The sequence below is a fragment of the Pseudomonas sp. BB438 genome (assembly GCF_057180225.1).
The window spans coordinates 4,033,314-4,057,918 of the sequence record NZ_CM170001.1 but is presented as its reverse complement, the minus strand read 5'-3'; the positions used below and the strand labels follow the sequence as shown (position 1 = coordinate 4,057,918).

Genomic DNA, 24,605 nt, shown 5'->3' with positions numbered 1-24,605 from the left:
TTTAATGTCAAGCGGGTTTCGCCAGCGTTGCGCATCATGGGCCCTCGCCAGCGAGGCAGCGTTTCAGGCAGTCGTTGGCGCGGCGCAGGTCGGGCAGGTCGAGGCCTTCAGTGAAGCGCTGGCAGACGGGCTCCAGCAGTTGCCCGGCGTCTACCGGTTTGCCCTGCCTGCTCCAGAGCTCCGCCAGGCAGGTGGCCGAACGCAGCTCCCACGCCAGTGCACCTTGCTGTTGAGCGAGTGACAGCGCGCGCGTGAGCAGGGTTTCGGCGCCCGCAAGGGATTCGCGATCGCCGCGCTGTCGTAGGACGAGCGCCTCGTTGCGCAGGATTTCCGGCGCGCACCAGCCGGCCGCGCCGGTTCGTGCGCGCATCAGTTGCGCCTGGTCGGCGGGCAGCGGACGACCGCCGAGGGTCTGCACGATGTCGCGCACCAGGCCGACGGCGGGCACCGTGGCGTCGGCGGTCTCGTCCAGTTGCATGGCCCATGCGTAATGCCGTGCCCAGTCGGTGAACAGCGGTACGCGGTGGCGCTCGGAGACCTCGATCATTTGCCGGACGCGCTGCCGTGCCTTGTCGAACTCGCCGTTGTAGAAGGCGATGACGCAGCCCGCCACCGCGAGGCTGTAGGCGATGGAGGCGCTGTGGTCCATCTCGCAGGCCAGTTCGATGGCTTGCGCGGCCATGCGTTCTGCCTGCTCGGGCAGGCCGCGCAGCCACAGGGTGCGTGCCTGGGTGGCGAGGGAGGCAACCTGCTGGTCGTACTGCACGCCCAGGCAGGGAGCGAAACGGTTGGCCCGGCGCTGTTGCTCCAGTCGCAGCAGGACTTCATCACCGGCGGCCTGGGCGAGCACCTGATTGCCCGAGTAATGCAGCGCCAGCACCCTCAGGCGCAGGGCGCTGGTGGCGAGCATCTCGCCCTGGCCATTGCTCAGCCGGTCGAAGTGCTGGCTCCGCTCGGCCGCCTGCTGGTATTGGCCGGCCCACAGGAGCACGGCCAGGCCGCCGGACAGCGCGGTGAGTTCGCCATTGAGGTCGCCGATCTGCTGGGCGAGGAAGCGGGCGCTCTGGAAGGCTTCATCCGCCTGGCTGTTGCGCACGTCGTGGTAGGTCGTGTTGCCCAGCGCCAGTTCCAGGCGCATGGCCAGTGGCAGCGATGATGCGGATTCGGCGCTGAGCAGGCCGAGCGCGGCGCTCACGTAGGGGCCGTACTCGTGCAGCAGCGACAGCTCCTGCCAGAGTGGCGACGAGCACGCCGCCAGATGGATCGCCTGGGTGTGTCGAACCTCGCTGTGCAGCCCCCAGTCGAGCGCGGCGCGAATTTCCGCGAGCCAGGGGGCGTGCTGCTTCAGCCAGCCCTCGGAGGCGGAGCGTTCCCATTCGTTCTGCGCGGCCTGCATCACGTTCAGGCAGAGCTGCAGATGGCGCTCGCGGGCCTCATGCAGTTCGCCGGCGGCCTGGAGTTTCTCCAGTGCGTAGAGACGGGTTGGTTCGAGCAGCCGGTAGGTCACCTCGTCGCCGCGAATCTCGGTGGTCAGCAGCGATTTGGCGGTCAGGTGGTTGACCAGCAGGAATGCAGCGCCAGAGTCAGTCGACTGGCCGAGCACCGCGGCGACGGAGGCCAATGGGAAGCTGCCGCGGAACACACTGAGGCGGCGCAGGCAGGATTGCTCCGCCGGACGCAGTAGCGCGTAGCTCCAGTCGAGCATGGCGCGCAGGTGTTCGTGGCGACTGGGGGATTCCTCCGACTGCAGCGGAAGGTCGAGGTAGCCACCCTGCAGCAGTGCATCGATGCTGCCGTCGGCCTGGCCCAGGTGCCCGGCGGCCAGTTCCAGGGCCAGCGGGATGCCTTCCAGGCGCCGGCAGATTTCGCCGATCCGCGGCAGGTCCTCGGGACCCAGTTCGAAGTCCTCGTGGGTCTCTTTCGTCCGTTCGACCAGCAGCGCCACGGCGGGGTAGGCGAGGGCCTCCGTGACACTGCCCACCTGTACCGGCGGGCAGTCGAGCGGCCGCAGCGGCTGGATGTGTTCGCCCGTGGCGCGCAGGCTCTCTCGGCTGGTGGCGAGGATGTGGATCTGCGGCGCGTGGCGCAGCAGGCACTCCACCAGATGGGCAGCGGCCTCGATCAGGTGCTCGCAGTTGTCGATGAGCAGCAGCATCTGTCGGTCGGCGACCTGGGCACAAAGGTGCTCCAGTGATTCACCGGCCAGCCCCGGAATGCCCAGGGCAGCGGCGAGGGTGCTGTTCAGCGGCCGCGCGTCCTGCAACGGGGTGAGGTCGAGCATGCGGATGCCGTGGGGATACTGGCCGATGAAGCGCTCGGCGGCCTGCAGGGCAAGGCTGGTCTTGCCGATGCCGCCGCTGCCCACCAGGCTGATACAGCGACGTCGCGGCAGCTCGGTGAGCAGGCGCTCCAGCTCGGCCTCGCGGCCCAGCAGGCGATTGCGCCGGGGCGGCAGGTTGTGGTTCGTCGCCGCGCCGTCATCGGCGGTTGGGGTGGCCTGCGCCGACGTGGTCAGTGGTTCGACGAAGCTGTAGCCGCGCAGCGCGATCGTGATGATGAAACGCCGGCCGTTCTGACCGTCGCCCAGCGCCTTGCGCAGGGCTGTCATGTGCACCCGCAGGTTGCCTTCGTCGATGTCCTGCCCGGGCCAGGCACGGGCCAGCAGCTCGCGCTTGCTGACCACTTGGCCGGCGCGCTCCAGCAGCGCCAGCAGGATGTCCAGTGCCCGCTGGCCGAGGCGCAGCGGGCGGCCGGCTTCGAGGATCACGCGGGACACGGGGTAGATCTGGTAGGGGCCGAAATGAAGCACGGTTTCGACCGTGGCCACGGACTCGGGAATCATTGTCTGGTAATCGCTTTCGCACGCTGGGGGCAGGTTCCGCGCCGGCCCAGGCGTCAGCCCTGGTGGCGCACGACCATCGACTCTCCGGTCAATTGGCCATTCTTCTGTGAATGACCGTCAGGTTAAACGACGGTCAGCCGTTGGGCCATCCTGCACGGTGCGTGTCGCGCTGGGCCATGGGTTTAATAACGATTAACGCCGGGCATGCCCTATCGCTGTCGCTCCGGGTGTCCCCAGCGGTCCTGTCTCACGCTGGAAGCCCCGTTCGGTAGGGGATGGCGACCGATCCCCGACCACTTTCCGGTAGTCGCAACAGGTCGTGCGGGCCCGTCGAGTGCGTTGTCGGGCCCGCTGGAGCAAGGCCTTGTTCGCCCCCAGGGTTAATGCGGTTTAACCAGCTTTAACTCGCCGTCCCCCCGGCGCCCTCAAAGAATGGGGGCAGACTGCAGGGGAGTGACCAGCATGCTTCAGAGACTTATCAGCCCGATTCCGGTGGAAGCCCCCAAGCGCGATCTGGCGCCCTGGCAGCGGGAGCGCGCGCAGGGGCTGTTGCTCAAGCACCTGGACACTGGCATCACGGTCAGCGACCTGGCCGCCGCCTGCGCTCTGTCACGCAGTGATTTCAGCCGCAAGTTCAAGGTCACCACCGGCCATTCGCCGCAGGCCTGGATGCGAATCCTGCGGGTGGAGAAGGCCAAGCAACTGATGCGCGAATCAACCTTTGCGCTGGCGGAGATAGGCCTGCAATGCGGCTTCTGCGACCAGGCGCATTTCTGCCGGATCTTCTGCCGCATCGAAGGGATCACGCCGCTGAGCTGGCAGCGCCGCTTTCTCGACGGGGAACGCGAGTCGACCTGGCGGCATGCGGGCTAGCTGGCTTCCCTGGCGGCATGCCGTCATATCGTTCTGAAAATAGAACGCTAGAGGCGAATTTTGCAGTCTGGTGCATCAAGGGTGTCGAAATTAATCTTTGTTCCATGCAGTGACGCACTGCACACCGAGTCCAAACCTTCCGGCACTGCCGGTACCCACTGAAAGCAAATCGAGGATTTCACCATGACCAACGCCACCTACAACCGCCTGGACAAAGACAACGCCGCCGTACTGCTGGTCGACCACCAGGCCGGTCTGCTCTCGCTGGTTCGCGACATCGATCCGGACAAGTTCAAGAACAACGTGCTGGCGCTGGGCGACCTGGCGAAGTTCTTCAACCTGCCGACCATCCTCACCACCAGCTTCGAAACCGGCCCCAACGGCCCGCTGGTTCCCGAGCTGAAAGCCCAGTTCCCGGACGCGCCGTACATTGCCCGTCCCGGCCAGATCAACGCCTGGGACAACGAGGACTTCGTGAAGGCGGTGAAGGCCACCGGCAAGAAGCAGCTGATCATCGCCGGCGTGGTGACCGAGGTCTGCGTGGCGTTCCCGGCGCTGTCGGCCCTGGCGGAAGGTTTCGATGTGTTCGTGGTGGCGGATGCGTCCGGCACCTTCAATGAGATGACCCGCGACGCTGCCTGGCGCCGCATGGAAGCCGCCGGTGCCCAGCTGATGACCTGGTTCGGCGTGGCCTGTGAGCTGCACCGCGACTGGCGCAACGACATCGAAGGCCTGGCTGCGCTGTGCTCCAACCACATCCCGGACTACCGCAACCTGATCACGGCCTACAGCACCCTGACCGCTGGCAAGTAATCGCGCGCTGAAATGAAAAACCGGAGCCTCCCGCGAGGCTCCGGTTTTTTATTGCGCGTTGCAGGGACCTCCCTGCAGGAGCGGGCCATGCCCGCGATCCGTCGGCATGGCCGACGTCACGCAGAGGTACTCAGCGCGCGAAGTCCTCCGCGCTGTGCCGCTCCGGCAGGGCGTCGTCGCCCCAGCTGCGGTTGACCCGGCGGCCGCGCTGCACCGCGGGGCGTGCGGCGATTTCGTCGGTCCAGCGGCGCACGTGGGTGTAGCTCTCCACGTCGAGGAATTCGGCCGCCTCGTACACCTGGTTGTTCAGCAGCGCGCCGTACCAGGGCCAGATCGCCATGTCGGCGATGCTGTATTCGTCGCCAGCGATGTAGCGGTTCTCGGCGAGCTGGCGGTCGAGCACGTCGAGCTGGCGCTTGACCTCCATGGCGTAGCGGTTGATCGGGTATTCGTACTTCTCCGGCGCGTAGGCGTAGAAGTGGCCGAAGCCGCCGCCGAGGAAGGGCGCGCTGCCCATCTGCCAGAACAGCCAGTTCAGCGTCTCGGTGCGTTTGGCCAGGTCCCGGGGCAGGAAGTGGCCGAATTTCTCCGCGAGGTACACCAGGATCGAGCCGGATTCGAAAACGCGCTGTTCCGGCGTGACGCTGGTGTCCAGCAGGGCCGGGATCTTCGAGTTCGGGTTGATCTCGACAAAACCACTGCCGAACTGGTCGCCGTCGCCGATCTTGATCAGCCAGGCGTCGTATTCGGCATCGGTCACGCCCAGCTCAAGCAGTTCTTCGAGCAGGATGGTGACCTTCACGCCGTTGGGCGTGGCCAGCGAGTAAAGCTGCAGCGGGTGCTTGCCGCGTGGCAGCTGCTTGTCGTGGGTCGGGCCGGCGATGGGCCGGTTGATGCTGGCGAAGGCGCCGCCGTTGCCCTTGTCCCATGTCCAGACGCGGGGGGGAGTGTAGGTATCGTTCGCCATCTCGAGTGCTCACCGTGTGGGTTGAATGCTGTGGATGCTAACCGCCGGATCCGCTTCGCGTCAGCCGTTTTTCCGGACTGCTGTTGCTGGGCAAACAGTGCGCGTCGTCGCGCTCGGTCGGTTGTTAGCTTATGCATAAACGATATTAAAAATTAGTTGATGCATGGTTTGAGATTATAAAAGAATCGCCGCTCAGTCCAATGGCGAAGCTCTGAATCGGCGCTTTCGCTCTGCCGATTTTTCGAGAGCCCCATGTCCGCCCAGTCCGTTGCCACTCCATTTCTTCGCCTCGAAGGCGTCGGCAAGTCCTTTGCCGAAAACCGCGTGCTGGTCGACCTGGACCTGGAGATTCGCGCCGGCGAGGTCCTTGCCCTGCTCGGCGCCAACGGCGCGGGGAAGTCGACGCTGGTGAAGATCATCGCCGGCTCCCACGGCCACGACGCCGGGCAGTTGCTGATCGATGACGTAGCGGTCCGTTTCGCCTCGCCCCACGACGCCCGGCGCCACGGCATAGTCGCCGTTCACCAGCAGGTGGAGCAGGGCGTGGTGCCCGGCCTGAGCGTCGCCGAAAACCTCCTGCTGGACGAACTCTGCGGCGCCGTCGGCTCCCTGATCTTCCGTCCGCGTGAAGCCCGCAAGCGCGCCGCTGAAATCGCTGCCGGCCTGGAACTGCACCTGCCGTTGCAAGCGCCCATCGAAACCCTCGGCACCGCCGAGCGGCAGCTGGTGATCCTGTCCCGCGCGCTGGCGCTGAAACCGCGTCTGCTGATCCTCGACGAACCCACTGCATCGCTGTCGACCCACGAAGCCGAGCGTCTGTTCCAACTGATCGACCGCCTGCGCGAACACGGTGTGGCGATCCTCTATATCTCCCATCGGCTGTCCGACCTGCAGCGCGTGGCCGACCGCGCACTGGTGCTGCGCGATGGTCGTCTGGCCGGCGAGTTCGCGGCGCCGCTGGACCTGGGTGCGGCGGTGGAAGCCATGCTCGGTACCGCGCTCGGTGACGTGCAGTTGCAGCCGCCGGTGCGCGGCGAATCCGTGTTGTCCCTGCGCGACTGGCAGCTCGAACCCGACAGCGCGGCCTTCGACCTGGACCTGCATGAAGGCGAGGTCGTTGCCCTGACCGGCCTGCTCGGCGCCGGCAAGAGCGAGATCGCCGACGTGCTGTTCGGCCTGCGCAAGCATCACGCCGGCTCGGTGCGTCTCGACGGGCACGACTGGCTGCCGCGCACACCGCGTGAAGCCATCTCCGCCGGCGTGTTCTTCGCCGCCGAGGACCGTGCGCGCAATTCGCGGGTACCGGGCTTCTCGGTGCGCGCGAGCATGACCCTGCCGTTCCTGCACCGCTTCACCCGTTTCGGCTTCATCGACCGCCACGCCGAGCGCGCCGAGGTCGCGGCGCAGATCGACGCTCTCGGCATCAAGGGGCCCGGCGCTGAACATCCTCTGGAGCTGCTCTCCGGCGGCAACCAGCAGAAGGTCATTCTCGCTCGCTGGCTGCTCGGGCAGGGCCGCGTACTGATCCTCGATGAACCCTTCCAGGGCGTTGACGTACGCGCTCGCCGCGATATCGGCCAACGCATCCGCGCCAGCGCCCGCGGCCGCGCCACGCTGGTGATCTGCAGCGATCCGGACGAAGCGCTGGAAATCGCCGACCGCATCCTCGTCGTGCGTGACAGGGCGGTGGTTGCCGAACTGCCACGGCACGACCTGCAACGCAGCGAAATCGTCGCCCACCTCACTCCAACTCACCCTCCACGCCAAGAAACGTTGCATGTCTGAAAAGGAGCCGTGCGTGTCCAGAACTACCGCGGGCAGCCCAGCGTCGCCTTCCGTCGCCCGCTTGCTCGACTTCCTCATCCACTATGCGTTGCTCCTGCTGCTGGCCCTGCTGGTGCTGGTGTTCGCCTTGCTGGAGCCGGCCTTCCTGCGGGTCGGCAACCTGTTCCTGGTGCTGCAATCGGTGTCCATCGTCGCGCTGCTCGCCCTGGGCGTGACCCTGAGCATGGCGGTGGGTGGGCTCGACCTGTCCATCGGTGCGGTCGCGGCACTGAGCCTGATGACCGCCAGCTACGTGATGGTGGTGCTGGACTGGGGGCCGCTCGCGGCGATCCTCATCAGCCTCGGCCTCGGCACCCTGGTCGGGCTGCTCAATGGCTGGCTGATCGTGCGCATGCGTGTGCCGGACATCCTCGCGACGCTCGGCAGCATGTTCCTGGTGGTTGGCGTGCAGCTGATTCCCACCGGTGGCCGTTCCATCGCCGTCGGCATGACCCTGCCCAACGGCGATGAAGCACCGGGTGCCTTCGCCAGCGGGTTCCTCGCCCTCGGCCGCGCGCAGTTGTGGGACCGCGTACCGGTGCCGGTGGTGATCATGCTCGGTTGCGCGCTGCTGGTCTGGCTGTTCCTCGAACGTACGCGGCCTGGGCGGCTGTTCTATGCCATCGGCGGCAATGAGCAGGCCGCGCGCCTCGCCGGCGCGCCGGTGGAGCGCTACAAGCTGCTGGCCTACGTGCTCTCGGCGCTGCTCGCCTCGCTGGGGGGATTGCTGCTGGCGGCGCGCCTCGGACGTGGCGACGTCAGCTCCGGCAACGGGCTGGTGCTCGATGCCCTCGGCGCCGCGCTGATCGGCTTCGCCGTGCTCGGCGCACAGAAGCCCAACGCCTTCGGAACCCTGGTCGGCGCGGTGTTGGTGGCGACCCTGCTGAACGGCCTGACCATGCTCAATGCGCCGTACTACGCACAGGATTTCGTCAAGGGCGCCGTGCTGGTCTCGGCCCTCATGTTCACCTTCGGTCTGGCCCGGCGCGGGCGCTGATCGTCACCTTGTTTCGGAGATCCAACCGATGAAGTTCACCCCCGCAAAATCCCTGCGCGCGCTGTTCGCCGCCAGCCTGTTGTTGTCCGGCGCAGCCTCCGCCGTCGCGGCCGGGTTGCCCGGCGCGCCCGCACCCTTCGACAAGGGCGGCGTGCAGATTGCGCTGGTCGGCTACCTGTTCTCCGGCGACTTCCCCGAGGCCTATCTGCGCGGCGTGGAGAAGCAGGCCAACGCGCTGGACGTGAAACTGCGCGTGTTCGATGCACGCCAGCAGGCGGCCACCCAGCGCGAGATGCTGGAGCAGGCCATCGACCTGGGCGTGGACGGCATCATCGTCCAGCTCGGCCTGGCGGAAACCCTCAAGGATTCCATCGACAAGGCCCTGGCCAAGGGCATCAAGGTGGTGACCTTCGACGTCGACGTGAACGACCCGCGCATCACCCGCGTCGAGCAGGACCACCGTGAGCTGGCGCGGCTGGCGCTCAAGCAGGTGCTGCAGGACAACGGCAACACGTTCGACGCGGGCTACGTGTACATCGACGGCTTCACCCCGATGGAGCGCCGCGACGAAATCTGGCGCCAGGTGAAGGCCGAAAACCCCGGCATCGTCGAAAAGGCGCGCTTCGGCACGCTCAATGCCCCCATCGCCAACTCGGTGGCCGACCAGGCCAGCGCGGTGCTGCGCGCCAACCCGGACATTACCGTGTTCTTCGCGCCCTTCGACGAGTTCGCCAAGGGCGTGAAGATCGCCGTGGACGAAGCGGGGCTGGGCAAGCAGGTGAAGATCTACAGCGCCGACATTTCCACGGCCGACATCCAGATCATGAAGGAGCAGGGCAGCGCCTGGAGCGCCACCGCCGCGGTCAACCCGGAAGTGGCCGGCGCCATCAGTGTGCGCAGCCTGGCGCTGCGCATCGCCGGTGAGAATCCGGGCGAGCAGGTGCTGGTGCCGCCGACCCTGATCACCCGCCAGCAATTGCTCGACCTGGACGTGAAGAACGTCCGCGACCTGGCGCGCAAGGTGCCGGCCTTCGGCGAGGCGCAGAAGGTGGCGCAGGCGCCGTGGATTCCACTGGCGAACTGACGCATGAGCCTGCACGACAAGGCCCGGCGCCTGAAGAAGGCGCGCTCGCCGGCTGGCGATCCGCGTTATGGCGAGCGCCTGCCACCGGGGCAGGTGCTGACCGAGCGCTTCCCGATTCTCCATGAAGGCGAGGTGCCGGAGTACGCGCGCGAAACCTGGCGCCTGCGCCTGTCCGGCACGCTGTCTCGGCACGGGCAGCAACCGCTGGAGCTGGGCCTGGACGATCTGCTGGCGTTGCCGCAGCGCGAACTGGTCTGCGATATCCATTGCGTCACGCGCTGGTCGAAGTTCGACACCGCGTGGCGCGGCGTGCACCTGTCTGACCTGCTTGCCCACTACGGCGTGGAGCCGCCCGGCCCGTTCGTCATGGCCTACGCCGATCATGATTACGAGACCAACCTGCCGCTGCAGGACCTGCTGCGTCCGGACAGCCTGCTTGCCACGCATTACGCCGGCGAGCCGCTGACCCCGGTGCACGGCTGGCCGCTGCGGCTGGTGATCGCCGGGCGCTACTTCTGGAAGAGCGCGAAGTGGCTGCGTGAGCTGCACTTCAGCGACAGCGACCGCCCTGGATTCTGGGAACGCAATGGCTTCCACAACGAGGCCGATCCGTTCCGCGAGGAGCGGTTTTCCGGCGAGGCCCTGGCTATTCCCGAGGACGAGTGGACCCGCAAGGCGTTCGATTGAGCGTCGTGCTGTTGCTGCAGGAACAGCAGCCAGTGTTGCGCTGGAAACATAGGTAAATGGTTATAACCAAAGTATTTTTTATTCGTTTGAAAGCACTCTGCCACTAGCTAGGATGACGCCTTCCCCATCGGGTCACGGATGACCCGCGATACCGAGAGCCGCGCCTTTTCGCTCATCACGAAGAGTGACCGGCCGTGACACCTGGAGCGTTTTCCCGAGCACTGTTTTCGCCCGCCTGAGGGGAACAGTCGCTCGCGGTTTCCGGACTTCCGACACCAACCGCTCGAGCCCATCAGAAAAACACACCAGCGGAGTTCCGGACTCGCCGCCAACGGCGAGTGGCGCTCTTTAAGCGAGACAGGAGTACTTCGCGTGTTATCCCGTTCCCTCATTGCCGTTGCGGTGGCCTCCGTCATCGCCCAGTCCGCCGCGCACGCCGACGAAACCTCGTCGAGCCCCGAAGCCACCACCAAGCTGGAGACCGTTCTGGTCACCGGCACCCGCGGCAACAACCGCACGCTGCTGGATTCGCCGGTGCCGGTGGACGTGCTCACCGCCGACGACCTCAAGTCCACCGGCGCTGTCGGCGGCGAGCTGGGCCAGGCCCTGACCACGCTGCTGCCCTCGTTCAACTTCCCGCGTCAGTCCAACTCCGGCGGCGCCGACCACGTGCGCGCCGCCCAGCTGCGCGGCATGAGCCCCGACCAGGTGCTGGTGCTGATCAACGGCAAGCGCCAGCACACCTCGGCGCTGGTCAACGACTCGTCGAAGATCGGCCGCGGCACCGCGCCGGTGGACTTCAACTCGATCCCCATCAGCGCCATCAAGCGCATCGAAGTGCTGCGCGACGGTGCCGGAGCGCAGTACGGCTCCGACGCCATCGCCGGGGTGATCAACATCATCCTCGACGACGCCCCCGAGGGCGGCGAGGTGACCACCAGCTACGGCGCCTACCACACCCATCAGGACGCCATCGGCAAGACCACCACCGACGGCCAGAACTCCTACACCGCGGCCAAGGCCGGCACTCGGCTGGGCGAGGACGGCTTCGTCCGCGGCGGCGCCGAGTTCATCAACCGCGAGCCAACCAACCGTGCCGGCTACGACGGCTTCGCCGACACCCCCGGACAACGCAACTATGTGATGGGTGACGGCCTGGCGCGTGACGTCAACGCGTGGTTCAACGGCGATGTGGCCCTGGGCAGCGGCAAGCTCTATTCCTTCGGCCTGTACAACGAGCGCCACACCACCGGCGCGGAGTTCTACCGCTACCCGGACGAGCACCCGGAGATTTACCCCAACGGCTACCTGCCGCAGTCCCTGGGCGACAACACCGACCTCTCCGGGACGGTGGGCTACAACGGGCTGATCGCCGAGACCTGGGACTACGACGCCAGCGTCACCCACGGTCGCAACCGCTTCGAATCCTCCACCCGACGCACGCTCAATCCCTCCCTGGGCGAGGACACGCCGACGCGCTTCGACACCGGCGACTACGAGCTGCGCCAGAGCGTCGCCAACCTTGACCTCAGCCGCGAGCTGAGCCTGGCCGGGCGGCCTTTCGTGCTCGCGCTCGGTGGCGAGTACCGCTACGAAAACTACCTCACCACCGCCGGCGACGCGGCCTCCTACTACGGCGTTGGCGCGGACGGCGCGAACGGCCTGCGCCCCAGCGAAGAGTCGGATATCGACCGCAATGTCTTCGGCACCTACATTGACCTGTCCGGGGATCTCACCGACCAGTTCTTCGTCGATGCCGCCGCCCGCTGGGAGCGCTACGACGATGCGGGCAGCAAGCTCACCGGCAAGCTCAGCGGGCGCTACCAGCTGACTCCGGTACTGGCCCTGCGCGGCGCGGCGTCCACCAACTTCCGTGCGCCATCGCTGGCCCAGGTCGGCTACCAGAGCACCACCAGCAACTTCGGCGACGGCGGCACGCTGACCGATATCCGCGTGCTCTCGGTGAACGATCCGATCGCCCGCGCACTGGGTGCCGAGAAGCTCGACCCGGAGACCTCGAAGAACTTCAGCCTGGGCCTGACCGCGCAGCTCAACGAGCGCTTCGACCTGTCCTTCGATGTGTTCCGCATCGACGTCGATGACCGCATCACCCTGTCCCAGCGCATCGGCAGCGACGCCATGGAGCAGTTCATCCAGGACAACTTTGGCGTGGCCGGCGTGCATGACGTGAACTTCTTCACCAACGCCGCCGACACCCGCACCGATGGCGCCGAGCTGGTGCTCAACTACCACCAGCCCTTCGTTGGCGGCCAGTTGGGCGTGACCACCGCGTACACCTACAACCACACCAAGGTGCGCAGCACCAAGGCGACCCCGCAGCAGCTGTCCAATCTCGGCATCGGCGAGGACGCGCTGGTCGGCGTGGAGGAGCGCAACACCCTCACCGACGCCGCGCCCAAGGACCGCTTCATCCTCACCACCACCTGGAGCGATGCGCAGTGGAACCTGCTCGGCCGCCTGACCCGGCAGGGCGAGACCACCCGCGTGTTCGACTTCGGCGACGGCTACCACCCGGAGCAGACCTATGGGGCGGTGTGGCAGCTGGATGCCGAGGTGGCCTACAAGTTCACACCGCAGTTCAGCCTGGCGGTGGGCGGCAACAACCTCACCGACAACTACCCGGAACGCTCCAGCTCGGAGATCAACTACGGTGGCAACCTGCCGTACGACGTGCTCTCGCCGATCGGCTCCAACGGCGCGTATTACTACGCCCGCGCGAGCTATTCGTTCTGATCGTCTCTTCTGAAAATCCCAGGGGCCGCAGCATGGCCCCGACTCCTTTTACGGAGCCGACTCATGGCTGACAACTTCGCCGCCGACCAGCCGGCCGGCCCGCGCCGGCACCTGGGCGCCGTCCACGCGCTGCTGCTGACGCTGGGCATGGTGATCACCAGCGACATCCTCAAGACCGCGCCCACCGTGGCGCTCAACGTCGGCCAGGATCACTTCTACCTGGTGTGGATTCTCGGCGGCGTGCTGTCGATGGTCGGCGCGCTGTGCTACGTGGAGATGGCCTCGGCCTTCGCCCATCCCGGCGGCGACTACCACTTCCTCGAACGCGCCTACGGCCAGCGGGTGGGCTTCCTGTTCGCCTGGTCGCGCTTCGCCATCCTGCACACCGGCTGGATCGCGCTGATGGCCTTCCTCTTCGCCGATCACTTCAGCGCCTTGCTCGGCCTCGGCCAACTGGGCAACGTGCTGCTGGCGGGCGGACTGGTCGCCGCGCTGGTGGCGCTCAACCTCGTCGGCTGGCGGACCAGCTTCGGCACCCAGGCCGGCCTGGTGCTGCTGGTGGCGGCGGGTTTCCTCGGCATCGTCGGCGCCGGCCTGTGGCTGGCGTGGCGCGGCTTCGTTCCCCCCGTTGCGCCGCCGGTGGAACCGGAGCAGGTCGGCGTGGCCGGCTTCTCCGCCGCGCTGATCTACGTGTTCCTCGCCTTCGGCGGCTGGAGCGATGCGGCCACGCTGTCGGCGGAACTGCGCGACAACCGTCGGGGCATCTTCACCGCCATGCTCGGCGCGCTCGCCGCCTTGCTGCTGATCTACCTGGCGCTGAACTGGGCGTTCATCCGTGGCCTGGGTTTCGATGGCCTGGCCGCCAGCGGCGCGCCGGCACTGGAACTGCTCGGGCTGGCCTTCGGTGCGCCGGGCATCGGCCTGATCATGGCGGTGGTGGTGGTGTCTGCCGTCGCCAGCATCAATTCCACGCTGATCGTTGGCAGCCGCACCACCTACGCCGCTGCCAGCGATGTGCCGGCGCTGCGCGTGCTCGGCCGCTGGGATGTGCGCCACGGCGTTCCACGCGCCGCGTTGCTGGCCGAGGGTGTGGTGGCTCTGTTGCTGATTGCGGTCGGCGGCTGGAGCGGCCACGGTTTCAACACCATGGTGGAGTACATGACCCCGGTGTACTGGCTGTTCCTCAGCCTGAGCAGCGTGGCGCTGATCGTCCTGCGCCGTCGTCACCCGGAAGTGCCGCGGCCGATCCGCGTGCCGCTCTATCCGTGGCTGCCGCTGGGCTTCCTCGCGGTGTGCCTGTACATGCTGTATTCCAGCGTCGCCTATGTCGGCTGGGGCGCGGTGCTCGGCGTGGGCGTGCTGGCGTTGGGAGCGCTGTTGCAACTGGTCCTGCGTCCGCGAACGGGGCAGGCGCCAGGCTGGTCGCAGGAGGGCGTGTGATGCGCGCACAAGCACTGTGGCGCAACGGCGCCGTGGCGGTATTGCTCGCGGCGCTGGTCGGGCTGTGGCTCAACGAGCCGTCAGCCAGCGCCAGTGGCGAAGCCAGCGGCCGGCGCATGCTGCGCACCGAGCTGTATCTGGAAGCAGTGGAGCTGTCGCAGTGGGAGGACTTCCTTGCCCGCGAGGTGACGCCGCGCTTCCCCGATGGCCTGAGCTGGCTCGACCTGCACGGCCAGTGGCGCGGCCCGAGTGGCGGGCCGGAGAAGCTGCCGTCGCGGATGCTGATCCTCATCCACGCCGACAACCCCTACACCCGCCAGGCACTCACGGAGATCGGCGCGCACTTCAAGCAGCGCTTCGGCACGGCGGTGCTGCAGGTCAGCAGCCCGGTTCGCGCCCGCGACCCGGACTGGACGGCGCAGCGGCTGGACAACCCTCAGCTGTCGCGCTGAAGCCCGGCCTCGATCAGGTCGAGCATGTAGCGCGGCAGGGCGAACGCTGCCTGGTGCACCTCGGGCGTGTAGTAACGGGTCACCAGGCGGCTCTTCGCGAAGCGCTGGCGCAAGGTGTCCAGGTCAGTGCGGCGCACCTTCTCGCTGTTCGACGCCCAGCCGAAGGCCATGCTGCCGCCGATGTAGGTCGGTACGGCCGCATGGAAGAAGCCCCAGTCGGCAAAGGTATCGGCCAGCCGTCGCGCCGTGCCGCCCAGTTCCTCTGGCTGGAGGAAGGGCACGCCGTTCTGCGTGGCGAGGATGCCGCCGGTGCCCAGGCGCTGCTGGCAGTTTCGGTAGAAGGCGTCGGTGAACAGGCTGGCGGCCGGGCCACCCGGATCGGTCGAATCGCAGAGGATCAGGTCGAAGCTCTCGCGGCTCTGCGCGAGGTACTCCAGGCCATCGGCGTAGACCAGCCGCAGGCGCGGATCGTCCAGCGCGCCGGCCGAATGATTCGGCAACAGCTCGCGGCACAGTTCGACCACCTGCGGGTCGATCTCCACCGCGACGATTTCCTCGATGCCGGCGTGCCGCACGATCTCCCGCAAGATGCCGCCATCGCCCACGCCGATCACCAGCACGCGGCGCACCGATCCGTGGGCGAGGATCGGCACATGGGCAAGCATCTCGTGGTAGACGAACTCGTCCGCCTCGGTGGTCTGCACCACGCCATCCAGCGTCAGCACGCGGCCGAAGCGGCGGTTGCGGAATACCTGCACGGCCTGCTGGCCGGTGTGGCCCTGGTAGATCGGCTCATCGATGGTCAGCGCCTGCGTATAACCCTCGTGCAGCGACTCGCGGAATTCGCTCATCAGAAAGACACCTGCGCCGGTTGCGACAGGCGCAACACGGAGAGATCGCCGGTGATGCGCTTCCACGCCAGGCGGATCGCCTCGATGTCCTTGCCACGCGCGGCGGAGTCCTCATGCAGGATCACGATCACCTTGGTACTCAGCCGCTCCGGCGCCGACGCGCCGTGGTCCTTCCACTGGCCGTAAGCGTCGTAGGCGGTGAAGCCGTCCGGGAAGCGCGGCGTCACTTCCTGGTCGAGGAACTGACGCCAGCGCTGCTCGCTGATCGTCTCCTTGCCGTTCTCCTGGCCCAGCGCGAAATACAGCTCGGTGCGCAGCCATTGCGCCTGTGCCGGCCGCGTCGGATCACCCTGCAGGGTGGACGTGGAAGGGTTGGTGGTATGGACGGAAGGAGCGGGCGGGGTGGCGCAGCCAAACAGCGCCAGGGCGAGACTGGCGGCGAGCAGGTGGCGGAGCATGGGACTTCCTTGCTGTGATGAGAGTTGAGCCAAACCGCCACTATAGGTCGCCGCTGGTTATTTCTTTAAATATTAAAAACGCATTCTCATATGCTCGTTTAGGAGCTTCGTCGAGTGGGGCGCGAGCGCTCTAGGTCGAGCATCTGCGCCGAGGCGGAATATCTTCCGGGCTGGTTAGATTCAATATTCACTACGGTTCTTTGCTCAGTACTGGATGTGATATCCATATCGCTGAAATAGAGGCTATTTGTTCTGGCGTGTTCGCTATGGCGCCATTGTTGAAAGTATTACGAATAACTTCGCCGACATCGAATCCGAATCGCGGGTCGACACGGCGAAACCCGCCGTTCCCCCGCCATCTTGTCGCGCCGCTGCACCTACCTAGAATCGGCCCCATTCGCAGCACTTCATTCCAATCGATTCAGGGAGCCCCACCATGATGAACGCCATGCAGATGCCGATGAACACCAACGCCATGATGCCGATGATGGGCATGCCCATGATGATGGCGACCATGGAATGCGAGATGCTCGACGACGGCATGATGTGCAAGATGAAGCCGGCCATGGGCATGGAAATGGCCATGTTCCGCAACAGCGCCGAGATGATGGCGATGATGATGAATTGCGGCATGCCGATGATGATGCATTGCGGCAACATGATGATGATGGGTATGTCCCAGTCCGCCATGGCCATGATGCCGATGATGGGCATGATGAACCCGATGATGCAGATGCCAATGATGGGCATGAACATGGGCATGCCCGCCATGAAGTGCATGATGGAGTGCTCCCTGCAGGGCGACATGATGATGTGCAAGATGATGCCGATGCAGGGCATGAACATGGAGATGTTCAAGAACTGCTGCATGCTGATGAACAAGATGATGGAATGCGGCATGCCGATGATGATGAGCTGCAACGGCATGCCCATGATGTGCTGCACCTGCTGATCGCAGGGCACGGAAATGAAAAGGCCCGGCGGGGGAACCTGCCGGGCCTTTTGTATTCTTCGAGATCGAAAATGAGGGCGGATTTGTCATTGCTGCAGGCAATGTTTGTATTAGGGAAAGGTGGTGGTAAATAAATATCTCCCCCTTTGGGGTCCCATCTCCACATACAGGTTGCCTTCCGCCATGGCCTCGAGGCGCTCCAGCGCTTCTGGACCACCCTCGCTCTGTCGCGTGCAGGCGAGAGTGGACCAATCGAGTCCGGCAAGTTGAGAAATAGACGGTTAAGGTAAATCTCATCCTCATGTTGTGATCTCCATGAGTTCTACTTCTTTTCCGTGGCTAAGCGGATTGCTTCCAACCTACGAAAATCTGGCTTGGCGCGGGAGACTTCTTCAATAGTCCCGTCTGGGTACTTGAGTGTTACAAAATTCCCTTTCTTTTTTCTTTCGGACCAATTGAGTAAGCTATAAATCCTGAATGTGATTCCGGTTCAAACGAGATTATTTGCGCGCTTGGTGCCTGATACATTAAATAATAATCGTATCCTTCTCCGAGCAGCCTGATATCTCTTTTGTGCCCGCCAATGAATCCCTCGTAGAGTCAAGGATAATAACTCTCCTTAATAGTTAAATTTCCATTTATTTTTATGTTCGCCCCCCCACGGGGAGATGCGTTGTCATCAAAGATCACGACGATCCCGCCGCCGGCACCGAAGGCAACATGCTCCCCAAAGCGCTCAGGCTCCCGGTAGGTAACGCCAAAGGTCACATTGCTCAGACGCCACTCACAGGCGCCACCGCCATCCTTGGGCAACTTGGCTTCATAGATATCGCTTTGGCCCTGTTGTACAGGTTCGATCTCCATGTGCTGATAGCCGTCACGCTGGTAGGGATCTCCATAAGCGCTATGGTCGGTGAACGTGCACAGAGTTGAGCGGTATATGACCTTCACGGTTTCCGCTTTCAATTCCGGGGGGACCGTGATTCGGACAGTGACCTGCTCACTGTTCGCGGGTGGGGCCAGGCTCTGATCGGTGGCGCAACCGATCAGGCTGGTCAGCATGGCGAATAGAGCGACGCAGATGCGCTGCGGTATGCGGACTTGCTTATGCTCAGCCATGGGTCATCTCCACATAGAGGTTGTCTTCGGCCACTGCTTCGAAGCGTTCCAAGGCTTGACACCCGAAATCTGCCGGATGGTTGAGGGGGAAATGCCCTTGACGACAAGATAGGATATCAAGGGCTCCGTCGAGATCAGACAGCCCATGGTTATTTCTGTTTTTCTGCCGCTAAACGAATGGCTTCCAGTTTTGAAAAACTAGGATCCCGATTAGTAGCAACTGCTGCTTTCTCGCCGGGATAGGTAAATATTTCTGAGTTATCATCCCCCTTTGCCCTTGGTCCGGCTGAATAAAGAACATAGCTGCTGTGAACAATGGGCTGGAAGTAAATCTGCTTGGCCTGTAGTGCTTGGTACATTAGGTAGATATCATGCTTTCCGAACAGGCTGGCCGTTTTCTTATATTCACCTAGGAACTCTTCATCTACCCAGGGGTAATACTGCTCCTTGATGATGAGGTCGCCATCAACTTTTAAGTTGGCTCCGCCGCGGGGGGATGCGTTGTCGTCAAAAATCACAATGACCCCCCCCCCAGCACCGTATCTAATATTTTCTCCCAAACGAGTTGGGTCTCGGTACATAACCCCAAAGGTTACGTTGCTCAACCGCCATTGGCATTCACCGCCACCATCCTTGGGCAGCTTGGCTTCGTATATATCGCTTTGGCCCTGACGTATAGGTTCGATCTCCATATGTTGGTAACCATCGCGCTGGTAAGGCTCGCCGTAGGCAGTGCGATCAGTAAAAGTGCACAGCGTTGAGCGATACATGACCTTCATCGTTCTCGCCTTAAGTTCATCTGGTACCTTGACTTGGACTGTGACCTGCTCACTGTTTGCGGGGGGAGCCAGGCTCTGATCGGTGGCGCAGCCGGTCAGGCTGGTCAGCATGGCGAATAGAGCGACGGAGATGCGCTGCGGTATGCGGACTTGCTTTTGCTCAGCCATGGGTCATCTCCACATAGAGGTTGTCTTCAGCCACTGCTTCGAAGCGCTCCAGTGCTTCTGGACCACCTTCGCTCTGTCGCGTGCAGGCCAGGGTGGTGCCTACCAAACTCTGCAAGCTGAGAAATAGACGATCACGTACTAACTCGTCATCCGTAGCCATCGGCATGATCTCTACTTCTTTTCCGTGGCTAAACGGATGGCCTCTAACTTCTGAAATCTTGGTTCGTAATCTCCATTTTCTAACGTACTCCCGTCGGGGTAAGTGAATTTGGTAGAGACACCTTTTTTCTTAACTCTTGGTCCTGCTGAGATAACTATATATGCTGAGTGGAATTCGGGTTCGAAGTATATGAGTTTGGCTGTTTTTGCCTCGTACAACAAATATATGCCGCCAGGCCCCGTCAGGTTTATGCTTTTTTTGTACTGTCCAATAAACTCCTCGTCGACCCAAGGGTAATAGCTCTCCTTGATCGCTAAATCTCCATCGACTTTTATGTTTGCTCCCCCAAGGGGGGAGGCGTTGTCATCAAAAATCACCACAACCCCGCCGCCGCTGCCGTAGACAACGTTCTCCCCAAAGCGCTCAGGCTCCCGGTAGGTAACGCCAAAGGTCACATTGCTCAGACGCCACTCACAGGCGCCACCGCCATCCTTGGGCAACTTTGCTTCATAGATATCGCTTCGGCCCTGTTGTACAGGTTCGATCTCCATGTGCTGGTAGCCGTCGCGTTGGTAGGGATCACCGTAGGCGCTATGGTCGGTGAATGTGCACAGGGTTGAGCGGTACATGACCTTCACGGTTTCCGCTTTCAATTCCGGGGGGGCCTTGATTCGGACAGTGACCTGCTCGCTGTTCGCGGTGGGAGCCAGACTCTGATCGGTGGCGCAGCCGGTCAGGCTGGTCAGCATGGCGAATAGAGCGACGGAGATGCGATGCGGTATGCGGACTTGCTTGTGCTCAGCCATGGGTCATCTCCACATAGAGGTTGTCTTCAGCCACTGCTTCGAAGCGCTCCAGTGCTTCTGGACCACCTTCGCTCTGTCGCGTGCAGGCCAGGGTGGTGCCTACCAAACTCTGCAAGCTGAGAAATAGACGGTCCCGGACCAACTCGTCGTCAGGCATTTTGTCGCCGTACTTGACCATCTGTGCTTCCAACTGGCGGCGGGCTTCCTGGCGCTCCTGCATGCGTGAGGGGTTGATGGACTCAACCAGTTGGCCATAGATGTAGGGCTGGTATTTACCCATGAAGTGGTTGCGTATCCCCAGCACGTTGCCGCGCTTGACATTGCGCCCTCTGGGGAAGTAACGATCCCGAGCTTCAGGTGTGAGGGAGGCGGTGTAGCGCTGTTGTGCGGCGCGGGCCTGTTCGCTGTCCGTTTCATTCAGACTCGGCACCAGGAACAGCTTGGCCTTCACCCGCAAAGTACGGCTGATGGTGGTGTGGTAGGGCGCGCCCAGTCCCTCGCGCATCTTGAGGAAGGGGTTGTCGGAGCCCCGCACCTGCATATGTTGGTTCGTCTGGTAGAAGGCGACGATTTCACCATGGTGATAGAACGGGTCCTGCCCCTTGATGAGTGGATCGGTCAGAAGCTGGCCGACTGACCAGGCAGTACCCAGGGTCGTGCCCAGCGGCCCGTAGAGCTTGTACAGCGAGTTCTCCAGGTCGGCTTCGGGCGGTACTTCGGGAATCAGGTCGGTATCGTTAACATGGCGGAAATGCCGTACGCCCTCCAGGCAGGCCACCGCTTGCAGGGTGAAGGTGCGCGGCATGCCGTAGGTATATAGGATCGGATTCAAATCCTTCAGGGAGGCCGCATGGATCAGTCCTAGTGCGCCCCCCAGGCTATGGCCGCAGATGAATAGCTCCCGGTCACGAGCTGCGCCCCCAACTCTGCCTCCCAGAACCGTAGAAAAACGCCTTCGAGCGATCTCATACGCATCACGGAACCCGAGATGCACACTCCCTCTTGGGGTCAGCTCGGCGCACGGCACCTTAGGCTCACAATTGGCCTGTACCTCCGGCCTTACTGGACGGAAGGTGACGTCGGTGGCCAGATCAGGGAAGGGGAAATTCATTTCAGTACCACGCCACCCTACCAGCACTTGCGAAGCACTGATCGCATAGAACAATTGCGTGTTGCCTTCGGGAGCCACTCCTTCGGCGGTATCCAGAGGTCTGGCATTGGTGTAACGCTCATTGAAAGGTACATCAGTCACGACACAGGGCGGATTCGTATACCCATCTCTAACCCGAGGTGTGCGCGATAGGTCCAGGCACTGCTGCTCGAAGAACTCTTGTACAGAGCCGTATTCCTTCGGCTTATAGGTGCTGTAGGCCAATACGCTCATCAGCCCCAGGTTGTAGGCCGTGACCAGGCTGTAGTCGCGTTGGTGGTGCAGTACCAGCGACCAGGCGCGGAACGGGCAGACCTCCAGTACGTGGCGGCGATCCAGTCGCTCATAGGGCTGGCGATAACCCACGTCGCTGCCCAGGGTGTACCCACCGAATTTTTCGTCGGGGAAGTGATAGGCCGGTAGTGGCTCCCCTTTGGGCAGCGGTGGGTCGAGCCGGGGCAGCTTGTCGCAGAGTTGACCGATGCGCACGTGGTGATAGTCATGCCCCGCCGCGAGGGCCTGCGCTTCGATGGGGGAGTACCCCTTGCGCTGCGGACCGTGCAGCGGAGTGGGATCACCGATGATGGGCCGCTTGGGTTCCGCGCGCTTGGCGCGCAAGCGGCGGGTTTGTAACACTTCGGCGAGTGGGTCGGCGTCTATGAACAGGGTGAGGGGGATCGGATGCAACCCCTCTATTCGGATCACGCCCTCGGCGTTGGTCTGGCCTCGGTACTCGGGCACGACACCTGCTCGTGTGGCGTCGTTCCGCGCTCGATAGGGAAGGTTGGGCAGCGCTTCGCCGTGTTCGTCCAACAGTTGTATTTCGACCCAATGCTGTATTTGCGGACAACCCAAGACGTCCTTGTTGGGGCATAGCGTATCCGTGCGGTGCGTTGTGTCGTTTCTGTCCATCGCCCTATCCCTTTGCTGGTTGCCATAGCAGCGGTGCTTCGAGCCGATAACGGTCGAGCACCGACCGAAGGGCGATGGGAACAGCCTGCTCAGCGGATGTCTGTCGGACTTGTCTGGAAATTCGAGGTGACTTGGCGTCGGACTGGAGGGGCTGTCTTTCCCAGCACAGAAAAGCTCGCGCAGGTGCATGGCTGACGCCGGAATAGGCTGCGCGAATCGATCTTCAGAACTTGGCGGCGAACGAGGGTGGACGGCGACGCTTCAGTCCAGCCGTTCGGCGTAGGTGGTGACGAGGTAGGCGACGGCCTCGCTGTCCGCCGGGTTGCGGTAGCTGTGCGGCTGGTCGGCGTAGAACAGGATGGAGTCGCCGGTGCCGAGCAGGAAGCGTTCTTCGTTGACGCTGATTTCCAGCACGCCCTGGGCGACCACCAGGTTTTCCTGGGTGCCGGGGGCGTGGCCGGTGGAGTGTTCGGTGGCCAGGCCCTTCAGGCGCAGTTCGTAGAATTCCACCTGGCGCGAGACGTCGAAGGGGAACAGCGCGCGGCTGACGAAGGCTCCGTCGCTGCTGACCAGGCGCTTGCTGTCGCGCGCCGGCAGCACGGCCACGCCGTCGAAGGCGCGGTCGTCGAGGAAGGCGGCGACCGAGACCTTGAGACCCTGGGCGATCTTGCTCAGCACCTTGATCGACGGCACGCTGCGGCCGGACTCTATCTGCGCGAGCATGGTACGGCTGACGCCGCAGAGGCGAGCGAGGCCGTCGAGAGAGAGGTTGCGCTTGGCGCGCAGGCGCAGCAGGTTGCTGGCGACGCGTTCGCCGATGGGATCGTCCGGCGCGCCGGGCGTGTTTTGCTCAGCGTCGAACGCCACGGCGGGCAGGTCCGTGGCGAGCGGCAGGCCCATGGATCAGGCCTCGCGGCGGCCGCTGTCGCGGCTCTGCTGGACAATCTGGAAGGCATCGTAGCCGGCGCGCTGGGCATACAGCATCCACATCAGCTCGGCCTGGCGACGGGCCTGGCGGCGCGTGCGGTGGCGGGCGAGATCGATGATGTTGTCGGTGCGGTCCATGGCGGCTCCAGAAGGCTTGCAAGCAAGCCGGTTGCGGTGAGTTGGAGCTACCTTAGCCGTGATCCTGTTAGAACCAGAAATACTGAATTAGTATTTGGTAATTACTTAATAAGCTATAACGGACGTGAAGGGAAATCCGCCTGGACCGCCACGGACACCGCGTCCGGCCGCCAGAATTCCTGGTCGAACTCCACCAGCAAGCCGTCTTCGGCGTAGTTCAGCCGCTCCAGCACCAGGTTGCTGGCGCCGGACGCCAGTTGCAGCAGTTCGGCGTGGTCGTCGTTCACCGTGCCCAGACGCAGATTGAGCGTGCAGCGCGTCTGTACCTTGCCGAAGCGTTCGCGCAGCACGGTGGTCAGCGAACGGTCCAGGCGCGCGTCGAGCAGGTCCGGGCACCAGCTGGCGAGGAGGGTGTTGATCTCCACCAGCACCGGGCGGCCGTCGATCAGCCGGCGACGGTGCAGGCGGAACACCGGTTCGTCCGGCGATGGCAGGTTCATCCGCGCGGCAAGCCAGGCCCCGGCGCGGCGGCGCTCGGCGCTCAGGCATTCGGTGTGTGGCTCGCGGCCCTGCAGACGCACATAGTCCATGAAGCTGACCAGCCGGGTCGGATCGTAGTCGATGCGCGGCGGGCTGAGGTACCAGCCGCGACGGTTCTCGCGGTAGATCAGCCCCTCGGTTTCCAGTTGCTGCAGGGCCTGGCGCAAGGTCACGCGGGTGCACTCGAAGTGCTCGGCGAGGTCGCGCTCGGGTGGCAGCTTCTGCCCGGCGAGGAAGCGCCCCTGGGCAATGTCCGCGGCCAGCTGGTCGCGGATGCGCGCGTAGTGCGGCGGGATGGCCTGGTAAAGCATGGCGAGCCTCAGGAATGCCCGGCGGCGAGTGCCGGCGGTTCGTCATGCAGTTCCCGCTGCCAGGCCAGCAGACCGTAGATCGCCAGCACCACGAAGCCGGCGTAGAGCCCGGCGGTGAGGTACAGCGCCTTGTAGAAGAATACGCCGGTGTAGAGCACATCGAGGATGATCCACAGCCACCAGCTGGCGACGTATTTGCGCGCGGCCCAGAAGCTCGCCACCAGGCTGAAGGCGGTGAGTGCGGCGTCCATCCAGGGCAGGGCGGCGTCGGTGTGGGTGTGCATCGCCCAGCCCAGGGCGAGCGCACCGACAGCGCCGGCCAGGCAACTGTAGAAAGCCGTTGTCAGGGGCAGGCGTTCCACGCGCACCTTGCCGTGGTCGCTGCCGCCCTTGCTCCATTGCCACCAGCCGTAGAACTGCAGGACCACGAAGACCAGTTGCAGGAGCATGTCGGAGTAGAGCTTCACGCTGAAGAATATCCACGCGTAGAGCAGCACCGCCACTACGTTCACCGGCCAGCACCAGCGGATGCGCCGGGCGGTGAGCCAGACGCCGAGCACGTTGACGATCACCGCAATGATTTCCAGAGCAGACATTGCCG

General features: G+C 64.0%; 23 protein-coding genes. 10 read left to right on the top strand and 13 right to left on the bottom strand.

The annotated features are described in order from the left end of the window. Positions 1-34: 34 nt before the first annotated feature. Positions 35-2,842, bottom strand: a complete 2,808-nt coding sequence (locus AC1ZV1_RS18510; RefSeq protein WP_484293013.1) for an ATP-binding protein — start codon at positions 2,840-2,842, stop codon at positions 35-37. A 462-nt stretch (positions 2,843-3,304) separates the two neighbouring features. On the opposite strand from AC1ZV1_RS18510, the gene AC1ZV1_RS18505 reads away from it, so the two are divergent. Continuing rightward, positions 3,305-3,715: a helix-turn-helix domain-containing protein gene (locus AC1ZV1_RS18505; protein WP_484293012.1), complete on the top strand. Its 411-nt coding sequence runs from the start codon at positions 3,305-3,307 to the stop codon at positions 3,713-3,715. 183 nt (positions 3,716-3,898) lie between these two features. Further along, positions 3,899-4,528, top strand: a complete 630-nt coding sequence (gene ycaC, locus AC1ZV1_RS18500; protein WP_024765864.1) for an isochorismate family cysteine hydrolase YcaC — start codon at positions 3,899-3,901, stop codon at positions 4,526-4,528. Between the two features lie 130 nt (positions 4,529-4,658). Here ycaC and yghU read toward each other — a convergent pair whose 3' ends face one another. Further along, positions 4,659-5,495, bottom strand: a complete 837-nt coding sequence (gene yghU / locus AC1ZV1_RS18495) for a glutathione-dependent disulfide-bond oxidoreductase (protein WP_484293011.1) — start codon at positions 5,493-5,495, stop codon at positions 4,659-4,661. Positions 5,496-5,747: 252 nt separating this feature from the next. On the opposite strand from yghU, the gene AC1ZV1_RS18490 reads away from it, so the two are divergent. From AC1ZV1_RS18490 to AC1ZV1_RS18460, 7 genes are all read left to right on the top strand, one after another. Beyond that, positions 5,748-7,280: a sugar ABC transporter ATP-binding protein gene (locus AC1ZV1_RS18490; RefSeq protein ID WP_484293010.1), complete on the top strand. Its 1,533-nt coding sequence runs from the start codon at positions 5,748-5,750 to the stop codon at positions 7,278-7,280. Next, positions 7,273-8,316, top strand: coding sequence for an ABC transporter permease (locus AC1ZV1_RS18485; protein ID WP_484293009.1), 1,044 nt, complete (start codon positions 7,273-7,275; stop codon positions 8,314-8,316). Before AC1ZV1_RS18490 ends, AC1ZV1_RS18485 begins: the two co-directional genes overlap by 8 nt. A gap of 28 nt (positions 8,317-8,344) precedes the next feature. Beyond that, complete coding sequence (locus AC1ZV1_RS18480) at positions 8,345-9,400, top strand: substrate-binding domain-containing protein (protein WP_484293008.1); 1,056 nt, start codon at positions 8,345-8,347, stop codon at positions 9,398-9,400. A gap of 3 nt (positions 9,401-9,403) precedes the next feature. Further along, positions 9,404-10,087 (top strand): sulfite oxidase-like oxidoreductase, encoded by a 684-nt coding sequence (locus AC1ZV1_RS18475; protein ID WP_484293007.1) that lies wholly within the window; start codon positions 9,404-9,406, stop codon positions 10,085-10,087. Between the two features lie 372 nt (positions 10,088-10,459). After that, positions 10,460-12,841 carry a TonB-dependent receptor plug domain-containing protein gene (locus AC1ZV1_RS18470; RefSeq protein WP_484293006.1) on the top strand — a complete coding sequence of 794 codons (2,382 nt, stop codon included), beginning with the start codon at positions 10,460-10,462 and terminating at the stop codon, positions 12,839-12,841. Positions 12,842-12,904: 63 nt separating this feature from the next. Beyond that, positions 12,905-14,281, top strand: a complete 1,377-nt coding sequence (locus tag AC1ZV1_RS18465) for an APC family permease (protein WP_484293005.1) — start codon at positions 12,905-12,907, stop codon at positions 14,279-14,281. Next, positions 14,281-14,733: a DUF3574 domain-containing protein gene (locus AC1ZV1_RS18460; RefSeq protein ID WP_484293004.1), complete on the top strand. Its 453-nt coding sequence runs from the start codon at positions 14,281-14,283 to the stop codon at positions 14,731-14,733. Before AC1ZV1_RS18465 ends, AC1ZV1_RS18460 begins: the two co-directional genes overlap by 1 nt. Here the strand turns inward: AC1ZV1_RS18460 and speE are convergent. Beyond that, positions 14,718-15,584 carry a polyamine aminopropyltransferase gene (speE, locus tag AC1ZV1_RS18455; RefSeq protein ID WP_484293003.1) on the bottom strand — a complete coding sequence of 289 codons (867 nt, stop codon included), beginning with the start codon at positions 15,582-15,584 and terminating at the stop codon, positions 14,718-14,720. The genes AC1ZV1_RS18460 and speE overlap by 16 nt on opposite strands. Continuing rightward, a complete protein-coding gene (locus AC1ZV1_RS18450; protein ID WP_017519126.1) occupies positions 15,584-16,042 on the bottom strand; it encodes a DUF3574 domain-containing protein in 459 nt (152 codons plus the stop codon). Before AC1ZV1_RS18450 ends, speE begins: the two co-directional genes overlap by 1 nt. A gap of 436 nt (positions 16,043-16,478) precedes the next feature. On the opposite strand from AC1ZV1_RS18450, the gene AC1ZV1_RS18445 reads away from it, so the two are divergent. Next, on the top strand, positions 16,479-16,994 hold the full coding sequence (locus AC1ZV1_RS18445) for a hypothetical protein (protein ID WP_484293002.1): 516 nt from the start codon (positions 16,479-16,481) through the stop codon (positions 16,992-16,994). A 600-nt stretch (positions 16,995-17,594) separates the two neighbouring features. Here the strand turns inward: AC1ZV1_RS18445 and AC1ZV1_RS18440 are convergent. The 9 genes from AC1ZV1_RS18440 to pnuC all read right to left on the bottom strand — a co-directional run bounded on the left by AC1ZV1_RS18440 (position 17,595) and on the right by pnuC (position 24,600). Continuing rightward, positions 17,595-18,113, bottom strand: coding sequence for a hypothetical protein (locus AC1ZV1_RS18440; RefSeq protein WP_484293001.1), 519 nt, complete (start codon positions 18,111-18,113; stop codon positions 17,595-17,597). A gap of 149 nt (positions 18,114-18,262) precedes the next feature. Then, positions 18,263-19,060, bottom strand: coding sequence for a hypothetical protein (locus AC1ZV1_RS18435; RefSeq protein ID WP_484293000.1), 798 nt, complete (start codon positions 19,058-19,060; stop codon positions 18,263-18,265). Then, positions 19,053-19,175 carry a hypothetical protein gene (locus AC1ZV1_RS18430; protein ID WP_484292999.1) on the bottom strand — a complete coding sequence of 41 codons (123 nt, stop codon included), beginning with the start codon at positions 19,173-19,175 and terminating at the stop codon, positions 19,053-19,055. The genes AC1ZV1_RS18435 and AC1ZV1_RS18430 overlap by 8 nt, the downstream gene beginning before the upstream one ends. Positions 19,176-19,231: 56 nt before the next feature. Beyond that, a complete protein-coding gene (locus AC1ZV1_RS18425; protein WP_484292998.1) occupies positions 19,232-20,026 on the bottom strand; it encodes a hypothetical protein in 795 nt (264 codons plus the stop codon). After that, complete coding sequence (locus tag AC1ZV1_RS18420; RefSeq protein WP_484292997.1) at positions 20,019-22,088, bottom strand: lipase family protein; 2,070 nt, start codon at positions 22,086-22,088, stop codon at positions 20,019-20,021. The genes AC1ZV1_RS18425 and AC1ZV1_RS18420 overlap by 8 nt, the downstream gene beginning before the upstream one ends. Positions 22,089-22,349: 261 nt before the next feature. Next, the gene (locus AC1ZV1_RS18415) at positions 22,350-22,988 is read right to left on the bottom strand and encodes a helix-turn-helix domain-containing protein (protein WP_484292996.1); all 639 of its coding nucleotides are present in this window, start codon (positions 22,986-22,988) and stop codon (positions 22,350-22,352) included. 3 nt (positions 22,989-22,991) lie between these two features. Next, positions 22,992-23,153 (bottom strand): hypothetical protein, encoded by a 162-nt coding sequence (locus AC1ZV1_RS18410; protein ID WP_017519129.1) that lies wholly within the window; start codon positions 23,151-23,153, stop codon positions 22,992-22,994. Between the two features lie 113 nt (positions 23,154-23,266). Further along, entirely contained in the window at positions 23,267-24,004 is a 738-nt protein-coding gene (locus AC1ZV1_RS18405) for a UTRA domain-containing protein (protein ID WP_484292995.1), read from the bottom strand. 8 nt (positions 24,005-24,012) lie between these two features. Then, entirely contained in the window at positions 24,013-24,600 is a 588-nt protein-coding gene (pnuC, locus tag AC1ZV1_RS18400; protein ID WP_484292994.1) for a nicotinamide riboside transporter PnuC, read from the bottom strand. Between the last annotated feature and the right edge of the window lie 5 nt (positions 24,601-24,605).